Here is a 21945-nt window from a genome sequence, read left to right on the forward strand (position 1 = left end):
TTTAGGATTATAGTTTATAATTAATTTAAATCCCTTATGAAGGAGAGAGAATATGGAAAAAATAGCTATCATTACGGATTCCACATCTGACCTTACTCAGGACATCATAGACAAATATGATATAAAGGTAATGCCACTTCAGATAATTTATCAAAGCAAAATATATAGAGACAAGGTAGACATCACACCAGAACAGATTTACTCTGGTATGGAAAGAGAAGTTCCTAAGACTTCGCTTCCTCTTACGGCTGATGTGGTAAAGACCTTTGAACAGCTTAAACAAGAGGGATACACTCATATTCTAGGTGCTTTTATTTCATCTGGACTGAGCGGTACCTACAATATGGTTAGAAATATGGCGAATGACTACAAAGATGATTTCGTAATTGAGCTTCTTGACTCAAAAAGCATTTCATGGGGTTCTGGCTTTGGAATAGTAGAAGCAGCTAAAGCAAGAGAAGCAGGCTCTAATTTTGAAGAAATAGTGGCTATTGCAAAGAAAGCTATAAAGAACACTAGATCTATATTCGTACTTCCTACGCTTTACTACCTTAAAAAAGGTGGAAGAATGGGAAGAGTAGAAGGTACAGTGGGAGATTTACTAAACATCAAGCCTATAGTAGGCGTAGATGAAGCAGGAGACGGCCAGTACTTTACAATCAAAAAAGTAAGAGGAAGAAAAAAATCTCTTACAGAATTATTTAATGTAATTCACAACCTTGTAAAGGACAAAGAAGCCTTTGAGGTTATAGTTCTAAGTGGTAACGCACCTGAAGAATCTACGGAAATAGCTGAAAAATTCAAAGCTATGCCAAACTGTAAATATGTGTTAGAGACTTCTGTAAGCCCTGTTATAGGTGTGCATACAGGACCTGGACTTTTGGCACTTTCAGTAAAATGTGACAGTGGAATGGATAATATAAAAGAAGACAAATAAGAGCCATGGCCATATAGCAATCAAAGATTGCTGATAGGTGCTGGAACCTTGTTATTTTAACAATAATAGATAGGAATGATGAAAATAATGGAGCCATTTGCAGTGATATTGATGAGAAAAGATAGAGAAACAGGTTTTTTCGAGTCGGAAGTAGGAAGTTACAATATTCCTAGCATGGGAGAGTATTTAGAGAGTATTTTTGTGATAGACAAAGAGGAAGAGGACATGGTTCATCTTAGAATCACTACTGCAACTCCAGTAAAAGACTGGGAATACTCAGCTATATACGATTACTATGATGAAGATAGAGTGTCAGCTCTTGATTTTGTCATAAAAGTTGAACCGATAGAAGATGATTACGATCCTCTATGGGAAGTTACATTTAAACTTCTAGACAATATAGAAGAAACAGAGGAGCAGATTCAAAAAATTCTAGAGACTCATCATATAGAGCTACAAGAGGTAATGCAAGAGATAGAAGATAAAGAGGAAGAATATAAATAAAAATAAATTATTAATTTTAGAATACCGTAACATTTGTTACGGTATTCTTTGTTTATATGATGTAAATTAAGAGCATAAGTTTTATAAAATTTATTTTCTGCTTAAAAAGTATACTATTTTAGTAGAAAATATAATTAGTTTTAAATTTTGGTTATAAATTGATAAATATTCGTAAAATTTTAATATTTTGTGTTTATATTCAAAATATTGGGTACTTATCAACTAGCACTAGGATAGTAGGTTGTGGTTTTTGTCACAGCTAAAAAATATTTTAAAAAACCATGGAGGTGTCTTTATGTATTGTAATCAATGTCAAGAAGCTGCAAAAGGATATGCATGTACATCAGTTGGAGTATGTGGAAAGAAGAACGACTTAGCTAACATGATGGACTTACTTATTTATTCAACGGAAGGTATTTCACTTTATGCTCAAGAATTAAGAGCAAAAGGTCAAAAGATTGACCCTAAAGTGGATTTATTCATAATGGAGTCACTATTTGCTACTATTACTAATGCTAACTTTGATGATGAAGTTATCATTAAAAGAGTAAAAGATGCACTTGTTATAAGAGAAGAACTTAAAAAGCAATTAGGAGCAGAAATCAATCATCCTACAGCTACATTTACAGCTGCAACTTTAGATGAAATGAACTCATTAGCTCAAAAAGTTGGATTCCTTTCAATAGAAAATGAAGATGTTAGAGCGCTTAAATCACTTATCCTATTTGGACTTAAGGGACTTGCTGCTTACTACCATCATGCACATAACCTAGGACATAACGACGAAAAACTTGATAACTTTATGGAAGAAGCACTAGTTGTAATGACTAGAGAAGATATGTCTGCAGACGAGCTTACAGCTTATGTACTTAAGACTGGTGAGTTTGGAGTAACTGCAATGGCACTTCTAGATGCTGCTAATACTTCAACTTACGGAAATCCAGAAATTACTACTGTTAACCTTGGAACTAGAAATAACCCAGGTATCCTAATCTCTGGTCACGACCTAAAAGATATGGAAGAGTTATTAAAGCAAACTGAGGGAACTGGTGTAGATGTATATACTCACGGTGAAATGCTTCCAGCTAACTACTATCCAGCATTCAAGAAATATGAGCACTTTGTTGGGAACTATGGTGGATCTTGGTGGAGCCAAAACCCAGAGTTTGAATCTTTCAACGGACCTATCCTATTTACTACTAACTGTATAGTTCCTCTAAAATCAAACAACACTTATTTAAATAGAATGTACACTACAGGAGCATCTGGATATCCAGGAGCAGTTCATATTCCAGATAGAGAAGATGGAAAAGCTAAAGATTTCTCAGCTATTATAGAGCAAGCTAAAAAATGTGCTCCTCCAGTTCAAATCGAAGAAGGACAAATCGTTGGAGGCTTTGCACATAATCAAGTTATCGCTCTTGCTGACAAGGTTGTAGATGCAGTTAAAACTGGAGCTATCAAAAAGTTCTTTGTTATGGCTGGATGCGACGGAAGATTTAAAGAAAGAAGCTACTATACTGATTTTGCTGAGGCACTTCCTCAGGATACAGTTATCCTTACTGCTGGATGCGCAAAATATCGTTACAACAAGCTTAACCTTGGCGATATCGGTGGAATTCCTAGAGTACTTGATGCTGGACAGTGTAACGACTCTTACTCACTAGCAGTTATTGCTCTAAAACTTAAAGAAGTATTTGGACTTGAAGATATCAATGAGCTTCCAATAGCGTACAATATAGCTTGGTATGAGCAAAAAGCTGTTATCGTTCTACTTGCTCTATTATATCTTGGAGTTAAGAACATCCATCTTGGACCTACACTTCCTGCTTTCTTATCACCAAATGTTGCTAATGTATTAGTAAATAACTTTGGTATAGCTGGAATCGGAACTGTAGAAGACGATATGAAGGTTTTCCTAGGATAATTCCCCTATCCTAAAACATAAATTATTCTCATTTTAACTAAAAAGGTGCTGTAAGTCTTTAATTAGACCTACGGCATCTTTTTTGCATTTTATCTTTTTCAATCGCAGACTTTAGGGTATATTAGATAAAATAGACATGAAGTGTTTTGAGGAGGAAATATGTATGGCAGATATGGATTTATCAAAATTTGAGAAAAAGATAGTACTTAGGAATATAGAAGAAAAGGATATAGATGAAATAATAGAGCTTGCCCTCGTTTGTTTTCCAAATATGAAGCCTTGGACTAAAGAACAGCTTCGAAGTCATCTTAGATATTTTCCAGAGGGGCAGTTTTGTATAGAGTATGAGGATAAAATCATAGGCTCGTGCTCTAGCCTTATCGTGAATTTTGACGAGTACGATGTCCAGCATACCTGGGATGAAATCACTGACAAGGGCTATATCAGAAACCACGATCCAAAGGGATACAACCTATACGGAATAGAAGTTATGGTCCATCCAGAATACAGAAGAATGAAAATAGGAAGGCGTCTTTACGATGCTAGAAAGGATTTGGCTGTGAGGCTGAATCTCAAGAGCATAGTAATAGGTGGCAGAATTCCAAACTATCATAAATATTCTGAGGATATGACACCTAGAGAGTATGTGGAAGAGGTAATGGCTCAAAACATCTATGACCCAGTGCTTACTTTTCAGCTTATGAATGGATTTGTACTAAAGCGTATAAATAACAACTATCTCAAGGATGACTTTAATTCCATGAAGTATGCAACTCTTATGGAATGGTCAAACATAGATTATAGACCTATGACTAAAAGAACCTATAAGACTTCGTTTCCAGTTAGAGTTTTTGTAGTTCAGTACATGATGAAGCAAATAAACTCATTTCATGATTTTGCTCATCAGTGTGAATATTATGTGGATATAAGCTCTGATTATAAATCAGACTTTATAGTATTTCCTGAGATATTTACCACTCAGCTACTTTCTTTTATAGAAGAAAAAACTCCTAGCCTTGCAATTAGAAGGCTTACTAGATATACAGAGGACTATATCAAGCTGTTTACAGAGCTAGCTGTCAAGTACAACGTAAATATCATAGGAGGCTCTCACTTTGTAGAAGAAGATGGAGATATATACAACATTGCATATCTATTCAGACGTGATGGAACTATAGACAAACAGTACAAGCTTCATATTACGCCAAATGAAGAACGCTGGTGGGGGATTCAGCCTGGTCACGAAATTAAGATTTTTGATACTGACTGTGGCAAAATATCTATACTCATCTGCTATGATATGGAGTTTCCTGAGCTTTCTAGAATAGTTGCTGAAAAAGGAGCAAATATAATATTTTCTCCATTTTGTACTGATGATAGACAAGGTTATCTAAGAGTGAGATACTGCGCACAAGCAAGAGCTGTTGAAAATCAAGTATATACAGTTATTGCAGGCACAGTTGGAAACCTAACTGAAGCAGAAAATATGGATATTCAGTATGCTCAGTCTGCTATATTTACGCCTTCTGATTTTGGATTCCCTAGAGATGGGATAGTGGCTGAATGTACTCCAAATATTGAGATGGTTATAGTTGGAGATCTAGATTTGGAAATTCTAAGAAGAAGCAGAAGCACGGGAAGTGTGATGCAGTTTAACAACAGAAGAACTGACCTTTATGAAATAACTGTAAAAGAAGGAAAAAATCCAAGAATTTCTAAGTGATAGTTATCGATTGGTGAATAAAAATAGTTTTCTAGTTCTAATTAAAATTTTTAAAAAGGTTATGTAAAGCTTACAAATAATATATGAGGATATATATAATCGTAGAATTTTTCATATGTGATGTAGCAAAATATCTTAAGGTGTGATACAATATCCTAGCTTTGCAATATATTAAAAAAGAAGTGTTTACTTGGCACCCACTTCTAAAAAATAAAAATCAAGGGAGGTAAATATTTTGCAAAAGTTAAATTCAAAGAAAATGGCAATGATAGGAGCAACAGCTGCTATCTACGCAGTACTGACAGTCGCTATGGCACCTATAAGCTATGGAGCTGTTCAGCTTAGACTTTCAGAAGTAATGACCCTACTGGCATTTGTAGATCCAGTGTTTATTCCAGGACTAGTGCTTGGAAACTTTATCGCCAACTTATTTAGTCCATTTGGACTTCCAGATGTTGTTTTTGGAACTCTAGCTACCTTTATAGCAGTGTTCATGATGTCAAAGATGAAGTCTATGTTTATTGCTTCTTTTTGGCCTACAATTGCAAACGGACTTATAATTGGTCTAGAGCTTGCTATATTTACAGGAGCACCTTTTGTATCTACAGCGCTTTATGTAGCACTTGGAGAATTTTTAGTAGTTACAGTGCTAGGGTATCCTGTGTTTAAAGTAGTTATGAAAAATAAGACTATACAGAACTTGACTCAAGTGACAGATTAAAAAGTAGATTGTTTTATAATTTTCCTATATAAAACAGTGTTTATAAGTTAATCAATCAACTTGCCGCTTTTTATTTATATGAAAGGCGGCTTTTTTAGTTTTAAAGAAAAAATTAGTAAGATTTTTTAAAAGTTTTCTAAATATTTAATTTCAATAGAAAAGTTATAGATATTAATAATTACGGTATTTAGCTATAGAATTAATTTTAACTTAGAATTTTACTTAATTAAAAATAAATATATAAAATAATAGGCTATAGTATTGTAAAAACTATTTACAAGTAGTAAAATAGTTACAGAAATATTACTGCAAATGTTTTAATATTCCAAAAATGGTTATAAATAGCGTATATATATTAATTTCAATAAAAACTCTAATCTTTTCTATTTATGTGACGATAAAAGAATATAGTTTTTATTCAATTTTAGCAAGAAGAGTAGTTATGGAATTCAATTGTGGAGGGGTGTCAAAATGAAAATGAATCTTAAAACCAAAATCGTAATCATGCTAATTATTCTTATCACTTTGCCAATGTTTGTTATGGGCTTAAGAAGTACTAGATTAGCAGAGGAAAAAATGTTAGAACAATATCTAGCTTCTATGCAAGAGATAAATAAAGCTACTACAACTTCCCTAGAAAATGTGCTAGAAGGGAATGCGAAATCGCTTCAATTACATGCGGGGAATTATAATCTTAGAAATATATTAGTGGATCCAACTACGGAGCCGTATTTAGTAGATGCGATAGCTGCATATAGAGACGTGAATCCAAATGTACTAAACTCATTTGTAGGAACTAGAGAAAAGAAGATGTATATAAGCCCATATATTGAGCTTCCAGCTGACTATGATCCTACTACAAGAGGATGGTATCAGGCTGCAGATGTAACTGATGAGGTTATTTGGACTGACCCATATGTGGACGCTGGAACGGGAGAAACTGTAATTACAGCGGCTATAAAAATTCCTGAATCAACTGATGGAACATCTCCTGGAATTACAGGAATAGATTTACAACTTAGCTATTTTTCTGAGTTAATAAGTCAAGTTAAAATAGGTGAAACAGGCGAGGCTTATATAATAGCAAAAGATGGTATGATATTTGCCCATCCTAATCCAGAAATGATAGGAAAAAATATCAAGGATATTGGTTTTACTGATGAAACTCTAAACACCTATTTTGAAACAGGAAGTGGAACCTTAGACTACACTGATGAGGCTACTAAGGATGAAAGATTTATAGTTTATCAGAAATTTACAACTGCTGACTGGATACTAGTAAATACAGTTTCGTATAAAGAAATTACTGCAGTAACAGACCAAATGACTCTAAATATTATAACTATAGGAGTGATTTCTCTAATAGTTGCAATTCTAATAGGGATATTTGCTACTGGTTTTGTAACTAAAGCGGTTAAGAATATAGAACAAAAAATGAAGCTAGTAGCAGCTGGGGATTTTACTGTTACTATGGATGTTAAGAGTAATGATGAGATAGGAAGTCTAAGTAAAAGCTTTAATATAATGATTGCTGAGGTTAAAGATCTTATGACTGCCACAGTAGGGGTAAGTCAAGAGGTTCTAAAAGCATCTGAGAACTTAGCAGCTTTTGCTGAGCAGACTAGCGCGGCATCTACAGATGTTGCAAATACTGTTGATGAAATAGCTAGAGGAGCATCAGACCAAGCAGAAGAAACTGAAACTGGTGTTCAAATAGCAAATTCGCTATCCGAAAAATTTGAAAATCTAGCTGAAAATAGTAAAGAAATGAACCTTAATGCTCAAAGCACTTTAGAGGTTAATGAAGAGGGAATTAAGACATTAGAAGAGTTAAAGCAAGCAAGTAAAGTCAGCCTAGAATCTAATGACAGAGTTGAAAAGGCTATTGTGGACTTAGATAAGAGTGCAACTTCTATCAATGCAATTCTTGAGACCATAACATCTATAGCTAGTCAGACTAATCTACTTGCACTTAATGCATCTATAGAGGCGGCTAGAGCAGGAGAAGCAGGAAGAGGGTTTGCCGTAGTTGCTGACGAGATTAGAAAGCTCGCTGAAGGCTCAGACAATGCAGCTCAAGAAATTAAAATAATCTTAGATAAGATTCAAAATGAAAGTAAGCACACTGTAAATATTATGCAAGAAGTAAAGGGCATATATGTAGAGCAAGAGATGTCAGTTGAAAAAGTAAATTCTGCTTTTGGAGAAATATCTTCTTCTATAGGAAAAGTGGCTCAAAGAATAGAAGAAATGACAACTCAAGTAGCAAGCTTAATGACAGAAAAAGAGAAAATTGTAAGTACAATGGAAAATATTTCAGCTGTATCTGAAGAAACTGCAGCAGCATCTGAGGAAGTAACGGCTTCTATGCAGCAACAGACAGACGCTGTAGAACAGGTTGCTCAAAGTGCATCTGGACTTAGTGCTCTTGCAGCTGAGGTTATGGAAAGACTATCTAGATTTAAGATTTAGAGTATGAAATTTGAGAGGCGGTTTTTGACTAATATATATTTAGTCAGAAACCGCCTTTGTTGTTATTAAAGCAAGGCTCTCTTACTTATAAAATAGATTTGATTGAATTAATCAGCTAGATTTTCATTGCTTTGTTATATTACTGTAATCATTATTTATCTTTACGTATATTTTACTAAGGGGTAGAATATAACTGAATATATAAAATAAATTTTAAAGGTGATAATTTGAAAAAAATCTTGAAATACCTAATAATTATTTTGACTATTTTAATCGTAATAGCAGCAGCTGGATTTTTTGCGTTCCAGCAATATTACCACAAGACTTCATATGAAGAATTTGAAGCAGTAGACACTACTGAGCAGTCAGAAGAGGAAAAAGAACAAAGTGAATTAGATGAGAAATACGGAAAGCTAAAGAGAGTTAATATTTTGGTAGCTGGAATAGAAGGCGAAAGAACAGATACCTTGATGGTGTTCAGCTACGACAAAGAAGCCAATATAATAGATATAATATCAGTCCCAAGAGATACCTATGTAGATTATGGCTATGAAGACGCAGGAAGAAGAAAAATAAATGCTGTATATGGATATCCGGACGGTAAAGGTGGAATCAAAGCGACTGCAAATGCGGTTTCCAAGGTTTTATCCGTACCTATTCATGAGTATATTACTGTTGATTACGATGGGGTAGAGGACGTGGTCGATGCTATAGGAGGAGTAGAGGTAGATATTCCATTTAACATGAGATATGATGACCCTTACGCAGAGCCACCGCTTCATATTAATCTTAAAAAAGGCGAGCAGTTACTAGATGGAGAAAAAGCAATTCAGTTTTTAAGATGGAGAAAAAATAACAGTGGAAGTCTAGGAGCAGAGGGCGATATAGGCAGGATTAAAAGACAGCAGGAATTTGTTATATCTGCAATAAAAAAAGGGATTCAGCCTTCGAACTTGACCAAGGCTATTACTATAGGGCTTAAAAATACAAAGACGAGTATGGATTTGAAAGAAGCTATGTATTTTGGAACAAAGCTAGCTGGACTTAAGGATGAAAATATAAATGCCTACAGCGTGGTAGGAGAAGATGAAATAATAGACGGAATCTGGTATTTTAAGCACGATGCTAAGGCTACCAAGGAGCTAATTCGAAACCTTTACCTTGGGATAAAGCCTATAACAGATGATCAGCAGGACTAATGAATCTTACAATATAAATAAGATAGAAGGATGATGCACATGAATGAAAATGTAAAAATTTTTATTATAGCAACTCTAGTAATTGCATTTGTGCTATTTTTGCCATCGCTGATAGAAAGTGCCAAGCTTCTCAGTCCTGAAGCTGGGTTTGCTGATGAAAAAGCTGCTGAGGAAATACTTGATGACAAAAGCAACAATGAAACTCAGCCTATTTTAGAAGACGATGAAAAAGAAGAAGATAAAGAGGAAGATCAGATATTGCCTGAAGAGGAAGTACCACAGGAAGTAATGCCAGCAGATGAATTTGATATGAAAATTTTGCCTGATGATGATAACTAGACTATACAGGTTCTAGTGCAAAACGGGGGACATCGGTGATGAAGGAAAAACTCAGCAGTAACATAAAAAGTTATTTGACAGCCAATTTTTTGCTTTCATTTTCTGCTGGAGTATTCAGCATGTACGTGGGTATTTTTCTAAAAGAAAGCGGATATACAGAGGATTTTGTAGGGAATATGCTTTCAGTGCATACTTTATCAACAGCACTATTTTCTCTAGTAGGAGCTTTTCTGATAGGACAAATTGGAAGCAAAAAAAGCTTCATGCTAGGCTCTTTAGCTGTGTTTTTGGGTTTTGCGCTTATGGGAAATACAGTAAATCCATATCTGCTTATATTTGCAGGTATACTAAGCGGTCTAGGTTTTTCGATGAAGAGCACTGGAGAGGCTATGTTTCTGAGTGAAAACTCTTCTGCATCTCAAAGGGTGCTTGTTTTTAGTATTAACTTTACTGTTATGAATGCGGGTTTCACAAGTGCAAATTTTTTTGGAGGGCTACTGGCGAATTACCTTTCTATAAAGATACCGTATATAGAAGCGATTTTAGCGGTTATAGCACTAGGTGGAGCATTTGCAATAGTGTCCTTCATTCCGATTTTAACAATAAAACAAAACCAGATAACAAAAAGAAGAAACCTAGGTCAGTACCTAGTCGGATATAAAAATATTTTAGAAAATCGCAGTGCTTTAGATTTTCTAATATTTAATGCAGTAATAGGAATGGGAGCTGGAATGGTAGTTCCTTTTTTCAGCATCTATCTTAAATATGCTCTAGATATTCAAGATGCAGTAGTAGGTGGGATACTGTCCTTTTCTCAATTTGGATGTGTTTTAGGTGGCATGCTCATACCGTTGATGGCAAAGAAGCTAGGAGAGCATAAGTCAGTAGTGGTATGCCAGCTGTTTTCCATACCATTTTTGATATCCATAGCATTTCCTCAAGGCATAATGTTTGTTGCGATTTCTTTCTTTATGCGCTCGTCTCTTATGAATATGGGAACTCCTATAATCCAAAATCTAGGTATGAACCTAGTGCATCCACTAGATAGAGCCAACCTTTCTAGCCTTATGTCTCTTTCGAGCAACCTTACAAGAGCTATAGGAATCGCAATAGGAGGCTACATAATGCATAGATATGATTACAACACTCCTTATTACTTTACAGTAGCTCTTTATTTAGTTGCCACTGTATTATTCATAAAATTATATCAGAGTGAGTTTTTAAAAAAATCACCTTGTCCAGACAAAGTAACCTAGTAATTGCTATTTCCTGAAAATATTAGAAAGGCAGGATAATTAAATTATGAAGCTAGCTAACCCATTGTGGTTTAAAATAGTTCTTTGCATTATGTTCATTATGTATACTGTGACGTTGATACCTTATATTACGGCTTGGAATTCTATTGCTTATCATTTAGGAATTTATGGTACAGTCTTTTTTATCTGCTATCTTATGATTTTAATATCCATAGGTATGATGCTCAGAGGCTTTAGAATGGGCTATTATATATTTCTAGGAGCCTCTGCTCTTATTCCGGTGATATATTTGCTTCAAGGCACTAATTTTTCTTTAGAACAAGCAATATTAAGGCCAGTTATTTTTTGCGGTCTTGTTGCTTTAGGTGTAAATTCAAAAAAGTAAACTCAAAATTAAGTCTGATTTTAGACTTAATTTTTTTGTAAATACATTTTTTTGTAAAAACCTTATAGTGGTATAAGTGATAAAACAATCCCCGAATGTTATGGAGGAAAGAATGTGAAAAAAATAAAGCCCGTATTACTGGCAATGGCAGTTGCGCTAGTGTTCACTGGCTGTACCAATATAGCCACGCCAGAGGAATTGATAGAGCCGCCTGAACTTAATCTGGAAAAGCAATCCATGAAGGAAGCTCTTGAAAAGTTTTTGCCTGAAGATAGCACGATTACAGCTCTTCCAAATCTAGATGGAGTAGATAAGGAGATGGCATTTTCACCTATAGATTTAAATGATGATGGTCAATTAGAGATGATAGCTTTTTATAAGGATAAAAATACTAAGCTTATGGGAATGCTAATTTTATCTAATAAAAGAGATAAATGGGAAAAAATTTCAGATATCAAGCTAAACTCTTTTGATATACTTCAGTTTAAGGTACTAGATTTAGACAATGATAAGAATAAAGAAATAGTGCTGGGAACTTACTCTGATGAGTCCATTAGCTATGGGAAAAAGCTCACAATACTGAGCTTTAAAGATAATAAGGTCACTTCTATATTAGAAATGCCTTATGCTGGTATGGCGCTAGGAGATTTAGATAAGGACGATAGCTATGAGATAGCCATTTTATATCAAAACGAAGAGATGATAGAAAATAGACTTAGAATGATGAGAGTGTCTGGAAATAAAGTCTCTAGAATAGATGAGAAAATATTTCCTCAAGGGGTAGATCCCTACTCTATAGCTATAGGAAATATCTATGATGATGAGGAAGTAATCTTTGTAGATTCTTTTTCAGGAATTTACGAAGGACGTACGGATATTTTCTTCTTTAAGGATAAAAAAATAAAAGACATCGAAGATTATAAAGGGTTTAAGCTCAGTGATAAGTCCTTTCCAGTTCAGACTAAGGATGTAGACTCTGATGGGATAATGGAGGTTGGTATACCTTTTTCTCCTCCTGACAACGACCAGCTATATGATCCTCTAAAGCCATGGGTGAAGAGCTATTATAAGATAAATAAGGATTCTACTATGAGCCTTGTCAAGCAGATATACGAAGATTACAAGATGAGCTTTTTGTTTGAAATTCCAGACAGCTTTGGAAACAACTACAGCATAACTGGCAATGAAACTTCTGATAAGATTGAAATTAATTTTATAGCTAGCAATAAAAAAGCTTATAAATTAGCTGAAATCAAAATGATAAACAAAACAAAATGGCAGGAAACTGACGAGGTGCTTCAAATAATTTCTGAAACAAATGACGATATTACTGGAGGCAAGGTAGAAGACCTTTCAAATCAGCTCACTGGAAAAGATAAAGAGCAGTATATCAAGATGAGGTCTGACATTTTAAATCTTTCGAATGTTACTAAACCAAGCGGAATTTAGGAGGATATAGAGTATGAAATTAATGGTATTAGAGGATGAATATGCAATAAGGAGCTTTGTTACTCTTAACTTAAAAAGAGAAGGCTATGAAGTGATAGAAGCAGAATCTGGAGAGCAGGCTATAGAGCTATATAATGCCAATCCAGATATTAAGGTGGCTATTCTTGACGTTATGCTTCCTGGGATAGATGGATTTGAGGTGCTTAAGTATCTTAGAGAGAAAAATCCCCAGATGGGCGTGATTATGCTTACGGCGAGAACTCATGAACAGGATAAGGTGCTAGGACTTGAGTATGGAGCAGACGATTATATTAGCAAGCCGTTTAGTCCTACAGAGCTAGTTGCTAGAATAAGGTCTCTGATCAGAAGACTTACAAGCAGTCACATAGATGAAAAGCAGGATATATTAAAAAGTGGCCCTTTTACTCTTAATCTATCTGATAGAAAATTTTACAAAGCTGAAGAAGAAATTGAGCTGACTCCTAAGGAGTTTGAAATATTAGAGCTATTTTTAAAGAATGCAAAGAAATCTCTAAGCAGAGACCAGATATTAAACGAAATCTGGGGGAAAAACTATTTTGGAGATTTAAAGGTAGTCGATGTAAATATGAGACGAATCAGAAAGAAAATAGAAGATGACCCAGCTGAGCCTAGATTTTTAAAGACAGTGTGGGGATATGGATATAGGTGGGAAGAGGATGGGATTTAAATCCAGTATCAGAAGTAGGATAATTATAAATTTTGGAGCTATAGTAATTGCTACGGTAGTGGTTTTAGAGGTGTTATTTGTTGCCTTTGTCCAAAACTACTACTATGGAGGAGTGGAGCAGATTCTAAAGGATAGAGTTAATATATCTGCAGAATTTTTAAACAGATACTTCACTTATTCATCAGTAGAAGAAAAAGCTAAATTCCTATTTGAAAATAATATATCCTCTTATGACAATAAATTTTTAGTTCAAATTTTAAATAAAGAAAAAATAGTAGTTATGGATTCAAATGGCTTGTCTGAGTTTTCAGTTTTAGAAACTGACGATATAAATGATGCCTTTAACAACAAAATAACTATATATGAAAGCTACAGTGAAATGACAGGAGAAAGAATGCTCTCTGCATCTAGACCTCTTCTAAAATATAACCAGATAGATGGAGTGATACGATATACTGTATCTATGGAAAAGGTCGATAGGGAAGTAAAAAACTATATTCTCGGTGGACTAGCGCTCGGAGCAACGGTTATAATATTTTTCATGCTTTTAGCTTTGATTATTTCAAAATCTATAGTAAACCCTATAATGAAGCTAAATGTAGTAGCAAAGAGCATGGCAGAAGGTAATTTCGACCAAAAAGCCAAGAAAATCTACGATGACGAAATAGGTCAGCTTACAGAAACCATGAACTATATGGCTGAAGAGATTCTAAAAACAGATAAAATTAAAAAGGATTTCATTTCATCTATATCACATGAGCTACGAACACCACTTACATCTATAAAAGGATGGAGTGAGACCTTGATGATGGAGGAGTCTGTATCTCAAAATGAAGCTCTAGGTATGGGACTTGGAATCATATCTGGAGAAGCAGATAGACTAAAGGATATGGTTGAAGAGCTCTTGGATTTTTCTAGACTAGAATCCAGCAGGATGAAAGTAGTAAAAAGAAAAATTAATCCAAAACACGTGCTCGAGCAGGTATATAGACAGCTTCAGCCAAGAGCTGCCCATATAACCTTAAGCTGCAATAAAATAGGTAAAGATACAATGATTATGGGAGATGAAAATAGATTAAGACAGGTCTTTATAAATCTTCTAGCAAACGCAATTAAGTTTACTCCAGCTGGCGGAAGTGTTCAGATAGAAGCGGAAGGTCAGGATGAGCAAATCATAATAAGATTTATAGACACAGGGCTAGGTATTTCAAAAGAAGATCTTCCAAATGTAACTCAAAAATTCTATAAAGGAAATCAAACCATGGCAGGAAGTGGACTGGGACTTTCTATAGTTGACGAGATACTAAAGCTTCACGATGCAAAATTCTATATAGATAGTAAGCTAGGAGAAGGAACCACTGTAACAGTTATAATACCAGCAGTTACAGAATAAGTATGAAATAAGATTGTTAGAAGAACTACGAAATTTCACTATAGAAAGAGCATGATAGCTATATAGTAAAACATGGAAATTAATTTGAGCATAAAAGCATATAATAAATCAAAATATTCAAAAAACTTTTCTTTTAAGTATTGATGAATTGACTTTGTGATGGTAAAATTAGGTAAGTAAAATTTTGTGAGTGCTCCACATAGGCGTGTAGCACATGAAGTCAATGTTTACTAGCAAAGAGGCTAAAAACAGCTTATGTTTTTATGTCTCTTTTTTTATTGTGATTTAACAAGGCGGGAGGGTTTTCATGCAGGATAAAGCGAGAATAATACAAGAATATGTTCCGGGCAAGCAGATAACTATAGCTCACGTTATAGCAAATCCCAAACCAGAGGTATATAAAAAATTAGGACTAGATGAGCATCAAAAAGGAGCTATAGGCATCCTTACCATAACTCCAGCCGAGGGAACGATAATAGCTGCTGATATAGCAAGTAAGGCAGCATCAATAGATATTGGATTCATAGATAGATTCAGTGGAGCACTGCTGATCACAGGTGATGTAGCAAGTGTGGAATCAGCACTTAGTGAGATTATAAATGGTCTTTTTAATATTTTAAACTTTGCACCTACAACGATAACCAGAACGTAATTTATATGGGAAGGGTTGTTTAAAATTGAAAAAAGTAATGATAATAGGACGAAGCGGAAGTGGAAAGACAACGCTTATTCATAATATTTTATATGGAAAAAGCAACGCCAAAAAAACTCAATCAATAGAAAGACTACATAACTTAATCGATACTCCAGGAGAATATATAGAAAATCCTAGACTATATAGAGCTATTTTGCTTACTTCCTACGATGTTGACTCTGTAGTGCTCGTCATAGATTCAGAAGAGGATTCATCTATTTTTCCACCTGAATTCGCAAGTGCTTTTAACAGAGAGGTAATTGGGGTAGTAACAAAGATAGACAAAAAGAAGGATTTTTGTAGAGCCGTGGAATTTCTTGAAAAAGCAGGAGTTAAGAAAATCTACTATACAAGCTCAAAGGATCTTACGACAATTGAAGAGTTAAAAAACTACTTACTTGAAGAAGGGGTGTAACTCATGAAAGAAAGTTCTGAAATGATATCCAAAAATATCCTCATCGCCGAAGATGAGCTTATTACCAGAATGGACATAGCAGAAATTATCAAGGAAGCACAGCACAATGTAGTGGGAGAAGCTTCAGATGGGTTTGACTGTATTGAGTTATGTAGAAAGCATAGACCAGATCTCGTAATCATGGATATTAAGATGCCTATACTAGATGGGATAAAGGCTTCCAAGATAATTATGGAGGAAAATATCGCAGGTTGCATAGTTCTATTGACTGCTTATAACGACAAGGAATACGTAGAAGAGGCAAAAAAAGTAGGGGTTATGAATTATCTTATAAAGCCTATTGATGAAAAATCTATAATCCCAGCTATTGAAGTAGCTCTTAGCAGAAATGAAGAGATGAGAGCTATGAAAAGTGAAGTAGAAAAACTGGAGAAAAAGCTAGAAGATAGAAAAATCATAGAAAAAGCGAAAGGCATAATAATGCATAGAGAAAAAATCTCTGAAGAAGAAGCTTACTGTATGCTCAGAAATATGAGCATGAAAAAACGCTGTAGTCTAAGGACACTAGCAGAAATTATTGTAAAAACTGAGACAGTTGCAGTTTAACAGGCATATAGCTTCTATATTCGATGAAAAGAGATGATGAGACTTGATAAGAAAATTATGCGAAAAATTCACGACCCTTAACGAAAGCGATATACAGCTGCTTTACAATGTAAATGAATTTCTGCCTCTTATATCTCAGGTTACAAATGGAGATGTATTTATAGATTGTATGACGAGAGAGCCTGATACAGCTATAGTTGTGGCTGAAGCGAAAAAGAAAAAATCATTATACAAGAAAAACGTAGTAGGCGAATTTGCTTTGAGAGAAAACGAGCCTGCTGTACTTAGAACTATGGATACGGGACTCACCACAAGAGAGCTAAAGGGTATAAGTCAGGAAAACATACCTATAGAGCAAAGTGTAACTGCTATTAAAAATGGCGACAAGGTAGTTGGAACCTTGATTGTGGAAAAAGATGCCACAAAGGATTTTGCGGAAAGAAGAAATATAGAAATTCTATCTGAGACAGCTCAGCAGCTTACTCAAGCTCTTATGTTTCACAATAGAGGAGAAGAGCACAAGATAGACTACATCACAAACTACGTAACTGATGGAATTATGATTTTTGATAAAGAGGGAGTAGTAATCTATGCCAATCCTATGGCTATATCCATTTATAAAAAGATAGGCTATAAGGATGACATCATAGGAATGCATTTTGACAATGTTGCCTTAGATGAAAAAACCTTTAAGGACGTCACTGAGACTACCTATATGGAAGTCCCTGAAATTCACATTGGGAAACTAAACTTAAATGTTCAGTACTCAGTATTAAAAAATAAGGATGATGACCAGCGCCTAGTGGTTCTTATTAGAGATATGACAGAGCTTAGAAATAGAGAAAAAGAGCTGATATTAAAATCAGTGGCAATAAGAGAAATTCACCATAGAGTAAAAAATAATCTTCAGACTATAGCCTCGCTTCTTAGGATGCAGTCTAGAAGAATCACCGATGACCAAGCAAAAAAAGCTTTCTCGGAGAGTATAAATAGAGTCCTAAGCATTGCTGTTACTCACGAGCTCTTAGCTCAAAATGGTGTGGATGACGTAGATATTAAGGATATTCTTACAAATCTCGTTCAAAATACAATTTATTATAATTCCAAGCCCTCTACTAATATAAAAGTAGAAATTACTGGAGATAATTTTAGCATAGATTCAGATAAAGCTACATCAATAGCTCTAGCTGTAAATGAGCTCGTTCAAAACTGTATGGAATACGCTTTCCCAAACAGAAAAGAAGGAAATATCAGAATACATATAGAAAAGGATGAGCTGTATTCGAAAATTATAGTAGCTGATGATGGCGTAGGATTTGACAAAACTGAAAGACCTGCAGGGTCTTTAGGGCTAAATATAGTAGAGGGATTAGTGGTTGAAAAGCTAGATGGAAGCTTTGGAATTTCATCTTCGCCTTTTGGAACTCAGGTTGAAATAGAAATAATCAATAAATGTAGATAATAAAGCAGGAGGGGAGTTATGAAGGAGACCTTAATCAGTGTGGGAATAGATGTAGGGACTACGACTACTCAGGTGATTTTTTCTAATATAACCATAGAAAATATGTCATCAGGAGCTAGAGTACCTGAATTCAAAATTGTAGGAAAAGAAATTTTCTACAAAGGCAAGATTCATTTCACTCCTCTTCGCTCAAATACAGAAATAGATGAAACGGCTTTAAAGGAAATAATAGAAAGAGAATATAAAATCGCTGGAATAAATCCAGATGATATAGATAGTGGAGCAGTAATAATAACTGGAGAAACTGCTAGAAAAGAAAATGCTCAAAATATAAGCAAGGTGCTTTCTGGATATGCAGGAGAGTTTGTAGTTGCAACGGCAGGGCCTGATTTAGAAGGAATAATAGCTGGAAAAGGCTCAGGAGCAGCAAAGCTATCCTATGAAAACAACGATATAGTTGCGAATTTCGATATAGGAGGAGGCACTACAAATATAGCTGTGTTTAGCCAAGGGGAGCCTATTGATACTACTTGCCTAGATTTAGGAGGAAGACTGCTTAGATTTGATAAATCTGGACTTGTAGAGTACATAAGTCCAAAGCTTGCTGATATTTGCAAAGAAATAAATGTCAGCCTAGAAAAAGGCAAAAGATATTCAGATGAAGTAATTAGAAAGATATGCAGATACATGGCTGAAATTTTACTCGAAGTTTCAGGAGTTAGGCCTAGTTCGAGACTACTTGAGCTCACCTTAAGTCCAAAGAGCACGGCTCTCAGACTGGATTACAAGATAGATAGAGTGAGCTTTACAGGTGGAGTTGCAGATTACATTTACAACAACCAATCCGAAAAAGATTTATATAAATTTGGAGATATTGGAATCCTGCTTGGCTATGAGATAAAAGCTATTTTAAATGAGTTTGCTTCAAAGGTAATAATGCCTGAGGAAACTATAATGGCTACAGTAGTTGGAGCAGGCACACAGACTATGGACATAAGCGGCAGTACAATAAGCTATTCACAATCAGCAGCATTGCCGCTAAAAAATATACCTATCATAGAAATCACTGAAAAGGAGGAGAGAGTAAACGAGGAAGAACTGGAAAAGACTATCATGGCAAAACTGCAATGGTACTGTCTTGAGACACAAAAACAAAAAGTGGCACTTTTTCTCAAAGGCGAGAGGAATGTGAGTTTCGAAAAGGTGACTTCACTTTCAAAAGTAATTGCCAAGGTTTGGGAGGAATTTTATCCTCATGGCGAAGAAGTGATAGTGGTCATCGAAAATGACATGGCAAAGGTGCTTGGTCAATCCATATCTAGAAAGCTTAGTAACAAACAGCGTGAGGTAGTATGTATAGATGGAATCAAAGTTTCCAGCGGAGATTACATAGATATAGGTAAGCCCATTGGAAATGGTTCTGTACTACCCGTTGTTATAAAAACCTTAGTTTTTAACTATTAATGAGAGGTGAAAAGCATGAGATTAAAAACCAAGCTGTTTGGAAGCGTATATCAGTTTGCCTCTATCAAAGAGCTTCTGGCTAAAGCTAATGAAGAAAAGTCAGGCGACGTTCTGGCAGGAGTAGCTGCAGCAGACCATCTTGAGAGAGTAGCAGCAAAAGAAGTACTTTCCAATCTTCTGGTGTCTGACATCAGAAATAATCCTGTGGTTCCTTATGAAGAGGACGAGGTTACGAGAATTATCCAAGATGATGTAAATGAAAGCATTTACAAGGAAATCCAAAACTGGACGATTAGCGAGCTTAGAGAGTGGATCCTCGATAACAACACTACAGGAGAGCAGATAAAGCGAATCAGCAAGGGCTTAACAAGCGAAGTTGTAGCAGCTGTAGCAAAGCTTATGTCAAATATGGACCTCGTTTTAGGAGCTAAAAAAATAAGAGTAAGTGCACACTGTAACACCACTATAGGACTTCCAGGCACATTATCAATTAGGCTTCAGCCTAACCACACTACGGACAACCTAGATGGGATAGCAATCTCTACTTATGAGGGCTTGAGCTATGGAGCTGGGGATGCGGTTATAGGTCTAAATCCAGTTGACGACACTGTGGATAATGTATCGAGAATACTCAATCTCTTTAATGATATAAAAAATAAATGGGAAATTCCAACTCAAATATGTGTTTTGGCCCATGTTACTACTGTTATGGAAAGTGTAAAAAAAGGTGCGCCTACTGACCTTATCTTCCAAAGTATAGCAGGATCTCAAAAGGGAAATGAAGCTTTTGGAATCACAGCAGATATGCTTCAAGAAGCAAGAGAATTGGCGCTTAAATATGGAACTGCATCAGGTGAAAATGTGATGTATTTTGAAACAGGTCAAGGCTCTGAGCTTTCATCTGAAGCTCATCATGGAGCAGACCAGGTTACTATGGAAGCTAGATGCTACGGACTTGCTAAAAGATTTAAGCCATTTTTAGTAAATACAGTTGTTGGATTTATAGGCCCTGAATACCTTTATGACAGTAAGCAGGTTACTAGAGCTGGACTTGAGGACCATTTCATGGGCAAGCTTACAGGAATATCAATGGGAGTAGACGCTTGCTATACAAATCACATGAAAGCAGATCAAAACGATATTGAAAATCTTTCTGTGCTTTTGACAGCTGCAGGCTGTAACTATTTCATGGGAATACCTGCTGGCGATGATATCATGCTGAATTATCAGTGTACAGGTTACCATGAAGCTCCTAGTCTTAGAGAACTTTTCGATCTTTCTCCTACAAAGGAATTCGCAGCATGGATGGAAAAGATGGGAATCACTGAAAATGGAAAACTCAGCAGTAGAGCTGGGGATGCTTCGATATTCTTGAAAAAATAGGAGGTGGAACTATGATTTCAGAAAAAGATTTAAAATGCTTGATTGAAAAGGTTATGACTGAATATGCAAAGGAAAATTCTAACCTGAATGATATGTCTTCTGCTTCTCCAAAGATAGAAGATAATATAGACGATGCAGATATTAAGGATATAACAGCAAAGCCTATACAAGAGATATTTTATGTACCAAACCCAGAAAACAAAGAAGAATATATGAAATTAAAAGCAAAGACTCCTGCTAGAGTTGGAGTTTGGAGAGCGGGATGTAGATACACAACAGAGACCATGCTCAGATTTAGAGCTGACCATGCTGTGGCTATGGATGCAGTGTTTAATGATGTTCCAGATGATTTTCCAGCAGAGCTTGGATTGTTTTCTGTAAAAACCAAATGCAAGGATAAGGATGAATATCTTACAAGACCTGATTTAGGCAGAGTATTTGATGAAGAAAATATAAATATCATCAAAGAAAAATGCAAGAAAAATCCTAAGGTTCAGGTTTATGTATCAGATGGACTGAGCTCTACAGCTATAGAAGCCAATGTGAAGAACACTCTTCCAGCTATTATGGCAGGGCTTAAAGATTACGGAATAGATGTAGGAACTCCATTCTTTGTAAAATACGGCAGAGTAGGAGCTATGGATGCTATCTCTGAGGCAGTAGGAGCAGAATTAACCTGCGTGCTTATAGGAGAAAGACCTGGTCTTGCAACAGGAGAAAGTATGAGCTGCTATATGACCTATAAAGCATACCCAGGTATACCAGAGGCAAAGAGAACAGTAGTTTCAAATATTCATAAAAGTGGAACACCATCTTCTGAGGCTGGAGCGCATATAGCTGATATTTTGAAAAAAATATTAGAAAACAAAGCCAGTGGTGTAGATTTAAAATTGTAAAAGGAGGCTAA

The 21945-nt window shown here is 35.4% G+C and carries 20 protein-coding genes; all 20 read left to right on the forward strand.

The annotated features are described in order from the left end of the window. Positions 1–52: 52 nt before the first annotated feature. The 20 genes from B5X47_RS04940 to eutC all read left to right on the forward strand — a co-directional run bounded on the left by B5X47_RS04940 (position 53) and on the right by eutC (position 21934). The gene (locus tag B5X47_RS04940; protein WP_079589092.1) at positions 53–937 is read left to right on the forward strand and encodes a DegV family protein; all 885 of its coding nucleotides are present in this window, start codon (positions 53–55) and stop codon (positions 935–937) included. A 75-nt stretch (positions 938–1012) separates the two neighbouring features. Beyond that, the gene (locus B5X47_RS04945; RefSeq protein ID WP_143215766.1) at positions 1013–1441 is read left to right on the forward strand and encodes a DUF6762 family protein; all 429 of its coding nucleotides are present in this window, start codon (positions 1013–1015) and stop codon (positions 1439–1441) included. Positions 1442–1736: 295 nt separating this feature from the next. Then, positions 1737–3368 (forward strand): hydroxylamine reductase, encoded by a 1632-nt coding sequence (gene hcp / locus B5X47_RS04950; protein ID WP_079589094.1) that lies wholly within the window; start codon positions 1737–1739, stop codon positions 3366–3368. Between the two features lie 163 nt (positions 3369–3531). Continuing rightward, positions 3532–5091: a bifunctional GNAT family N-acetyltransferase/carbon-nitrogen hydrolase family protein gene (locus B5X47_RS04955; protein ID WP_079589095.1), complete on the forward strand. Its 1560-nt coding sequence runs from the start codon at positions 3532–3534 to the stop codon at positions 5089–5091. 235 nt (positions 5092–5326) lie between these two features. Further along, positions 5327–5812: a QueT transporter family protein gene (locus B5X47_RS04960; protein WP_330395735.1), complete on the forward strand. Its 486-nt coding sequence runs from the start codon at positions 5327–5329 to the stop codon at positions 5810–5812. Positions 5813–6283: 471 nt separating this feature from the next. After that, a complete protein-coding gene (locus B5X47_RS04965) occupies positions 6284–8284 on the forward strand; it encodes a methyl-accepting chemotaxis protein (RefSeq protein ID WP_079589096.1) in 2001 nt (666 codons plus the stop codon). A gap of 227 nt (positions 8285–8511) precedes the next feature. Further along, positions 8512–9483: an LCP family protein gene (locus B5X47_RS04970; protein ID WP_079589097.1), complete on the forward strand. Its 972-nt coding sequence runs from the start codon at positions 8512–8514 to the stop codon at positions 9481–9483. 39 nt (positions 9484–9522) lie between these two features. Continuing rightward, entirely contained in the window at positions 9523–9822 is a 300-nt protein-coding gene (locus B5X47_RS04975) for a hypothetical protein (protein ID WP_079589098.1), read from the forward strand. A 38-nt stretch (positions 9823–9860) separates the two neighbouring features. Further along, positions 9861–11078, forward strand: coding sequence for an MFS transporter (locus tag B5X47_RS04980; protein ID WP_079589099.1), 1218 nt, complete (start codon positions 9861–9863; stop codon positions 11076–11078). A gap of 46 nt (positions 11079–11124) precedes the next feature. Then, entirely contained in the window at positions 11125–11463 is a 339-nt protein-coding gene (locus B5X47_RS04985) for a hypothetical protein (RefSeq protein ID WP_079589100.1), read from the forward strand. A 114-nt stretch (positions 11464–11577) separates the two neighbouring features. After that, positions 11578–12912 (forward strand): hypothetical protein, encoded by a 1335-nt coding sequence (locus B5X47_RS04990; RefSeq protein ID WP_079589101.1) that lies wholly within the window; start codon positions 11578–11580, stop codon positions 12910–12912. 13 nt (positions 12913–12925) lie between these two features. Beyond that, positions 12926–13621, forward strand: a complete 696-nt coding sequence (locus B5X47_RS04995; RefSeq protein WP_079589102.1) for a response regulator transcription factor — start codon at positions 12926–12928, stop codon at positions 13619–13621. Beyond that, entirely contained in the window at positions 13611–15014 is a 1404-nt protein-coding gene (locus tag B5X47_RS05000) for a sensor histidine kinase (protein ID WP_041487066.1), read from the forward strand. The genes B5X47_RS04995 and B5X47_RS05000 overlap by 11 nt, the downstream gene beginning before the upstream one ends. 307 nt (positions 15015–15321) lie before the next feature. Further along, positions 15322–15666 carry an ethanolamine utilization microcompartment protein EutS gene (gene eutS / locus B5X47_RS05005; protein ID WP_079589103.1) on the forward strand — a complete coding sequence of 115 codons (345 nt, stop codon included), beginning with the start codon at positions 15322–15324 and terminating at the stop codon, positions 15664–15666. A gap of 25 nt (positions 15667–15691) precedes the next feature. Further along, on the forward strand, positions 15692–16123 hold the full coding sequence (locus B5X47_RS05010; protein WP_079589104.1) for a EutP/PduV family microcompartment system protein: 432 nt from the start codon (positions 15692–15694) through the stop codon (positions 16121–16123). A 3-nt stretch (positions 16124–16126) separates the two neighbouring features. Then, positions 16127–16729: an ANTAR domain-containing response regulator gene (locus tag B5X47_RS05015; RefSeq protein ID WP_013360467.1), complete on the forward strand. Its 603-nt coding sequence runs from the start codon at positions 16127–16129 to the stop codon at positions 16727–16729. Positions 16730–16772: 43 nt separating this feature from the next. Further along, positions 16773–18191, forward strand: coding sequence for a sensor histidine kinase (locus B5X47_RS05020; protein ID WP_079589105.1), 1419 nt, complete (start codon positions 16773–16775; stop codon positions 18189–18191). Positions 18192–18209: 18 nt separating this feature from the next. Further along, the gene (eutA, locus tag B5X47_RS05025) at positions 18210–19655 is read left to right on the forward strand and encodes an ethanolamine ammonia-lyase reactivating factor EutA (RefSeq protein ID WP_079589106.1); all 1446 of its coding nucleotides are present in this window, start codon (positions 18210–18212) and stop codon (positions 19653–19655) included. Between the two features lie 15 nt (positions 19656–19670). Continuing rightward, positions 19671–21038 (forward strand): ethanolamine ammonia-lyase subunit EutB, encoded by a 1368-nt coding sequence (locus B5X47_RS05030; protein WP_079589107.1) that lies wholly within the window; start codon positions 19671–19673, stop codon positions 21036–21038. Positions 21039–21049: 11 nt separating this feature from the next. Further along, complete coding sequence (eutC, locus tag B5X47_RS05035; protein WP_079589108.1) at positions 21050–21934, forward strand: ethanolamine ammonia-lyase subunit EutC; 885 nt, start codon at positions 21050–21052, stop codon at positions 21932–21934. Positions 21935–21945: the final 11 nt, after the last annotated feature.

The organism is Acetoanaerobium noterae, assembly GCF_900168025.1.
Lineage (GTDB): Bacteria > Bacillota > Clostridia > Peptostreptococcales > Filifactoraceae > Acetoanaerobium > Acetoanaerobium noterae.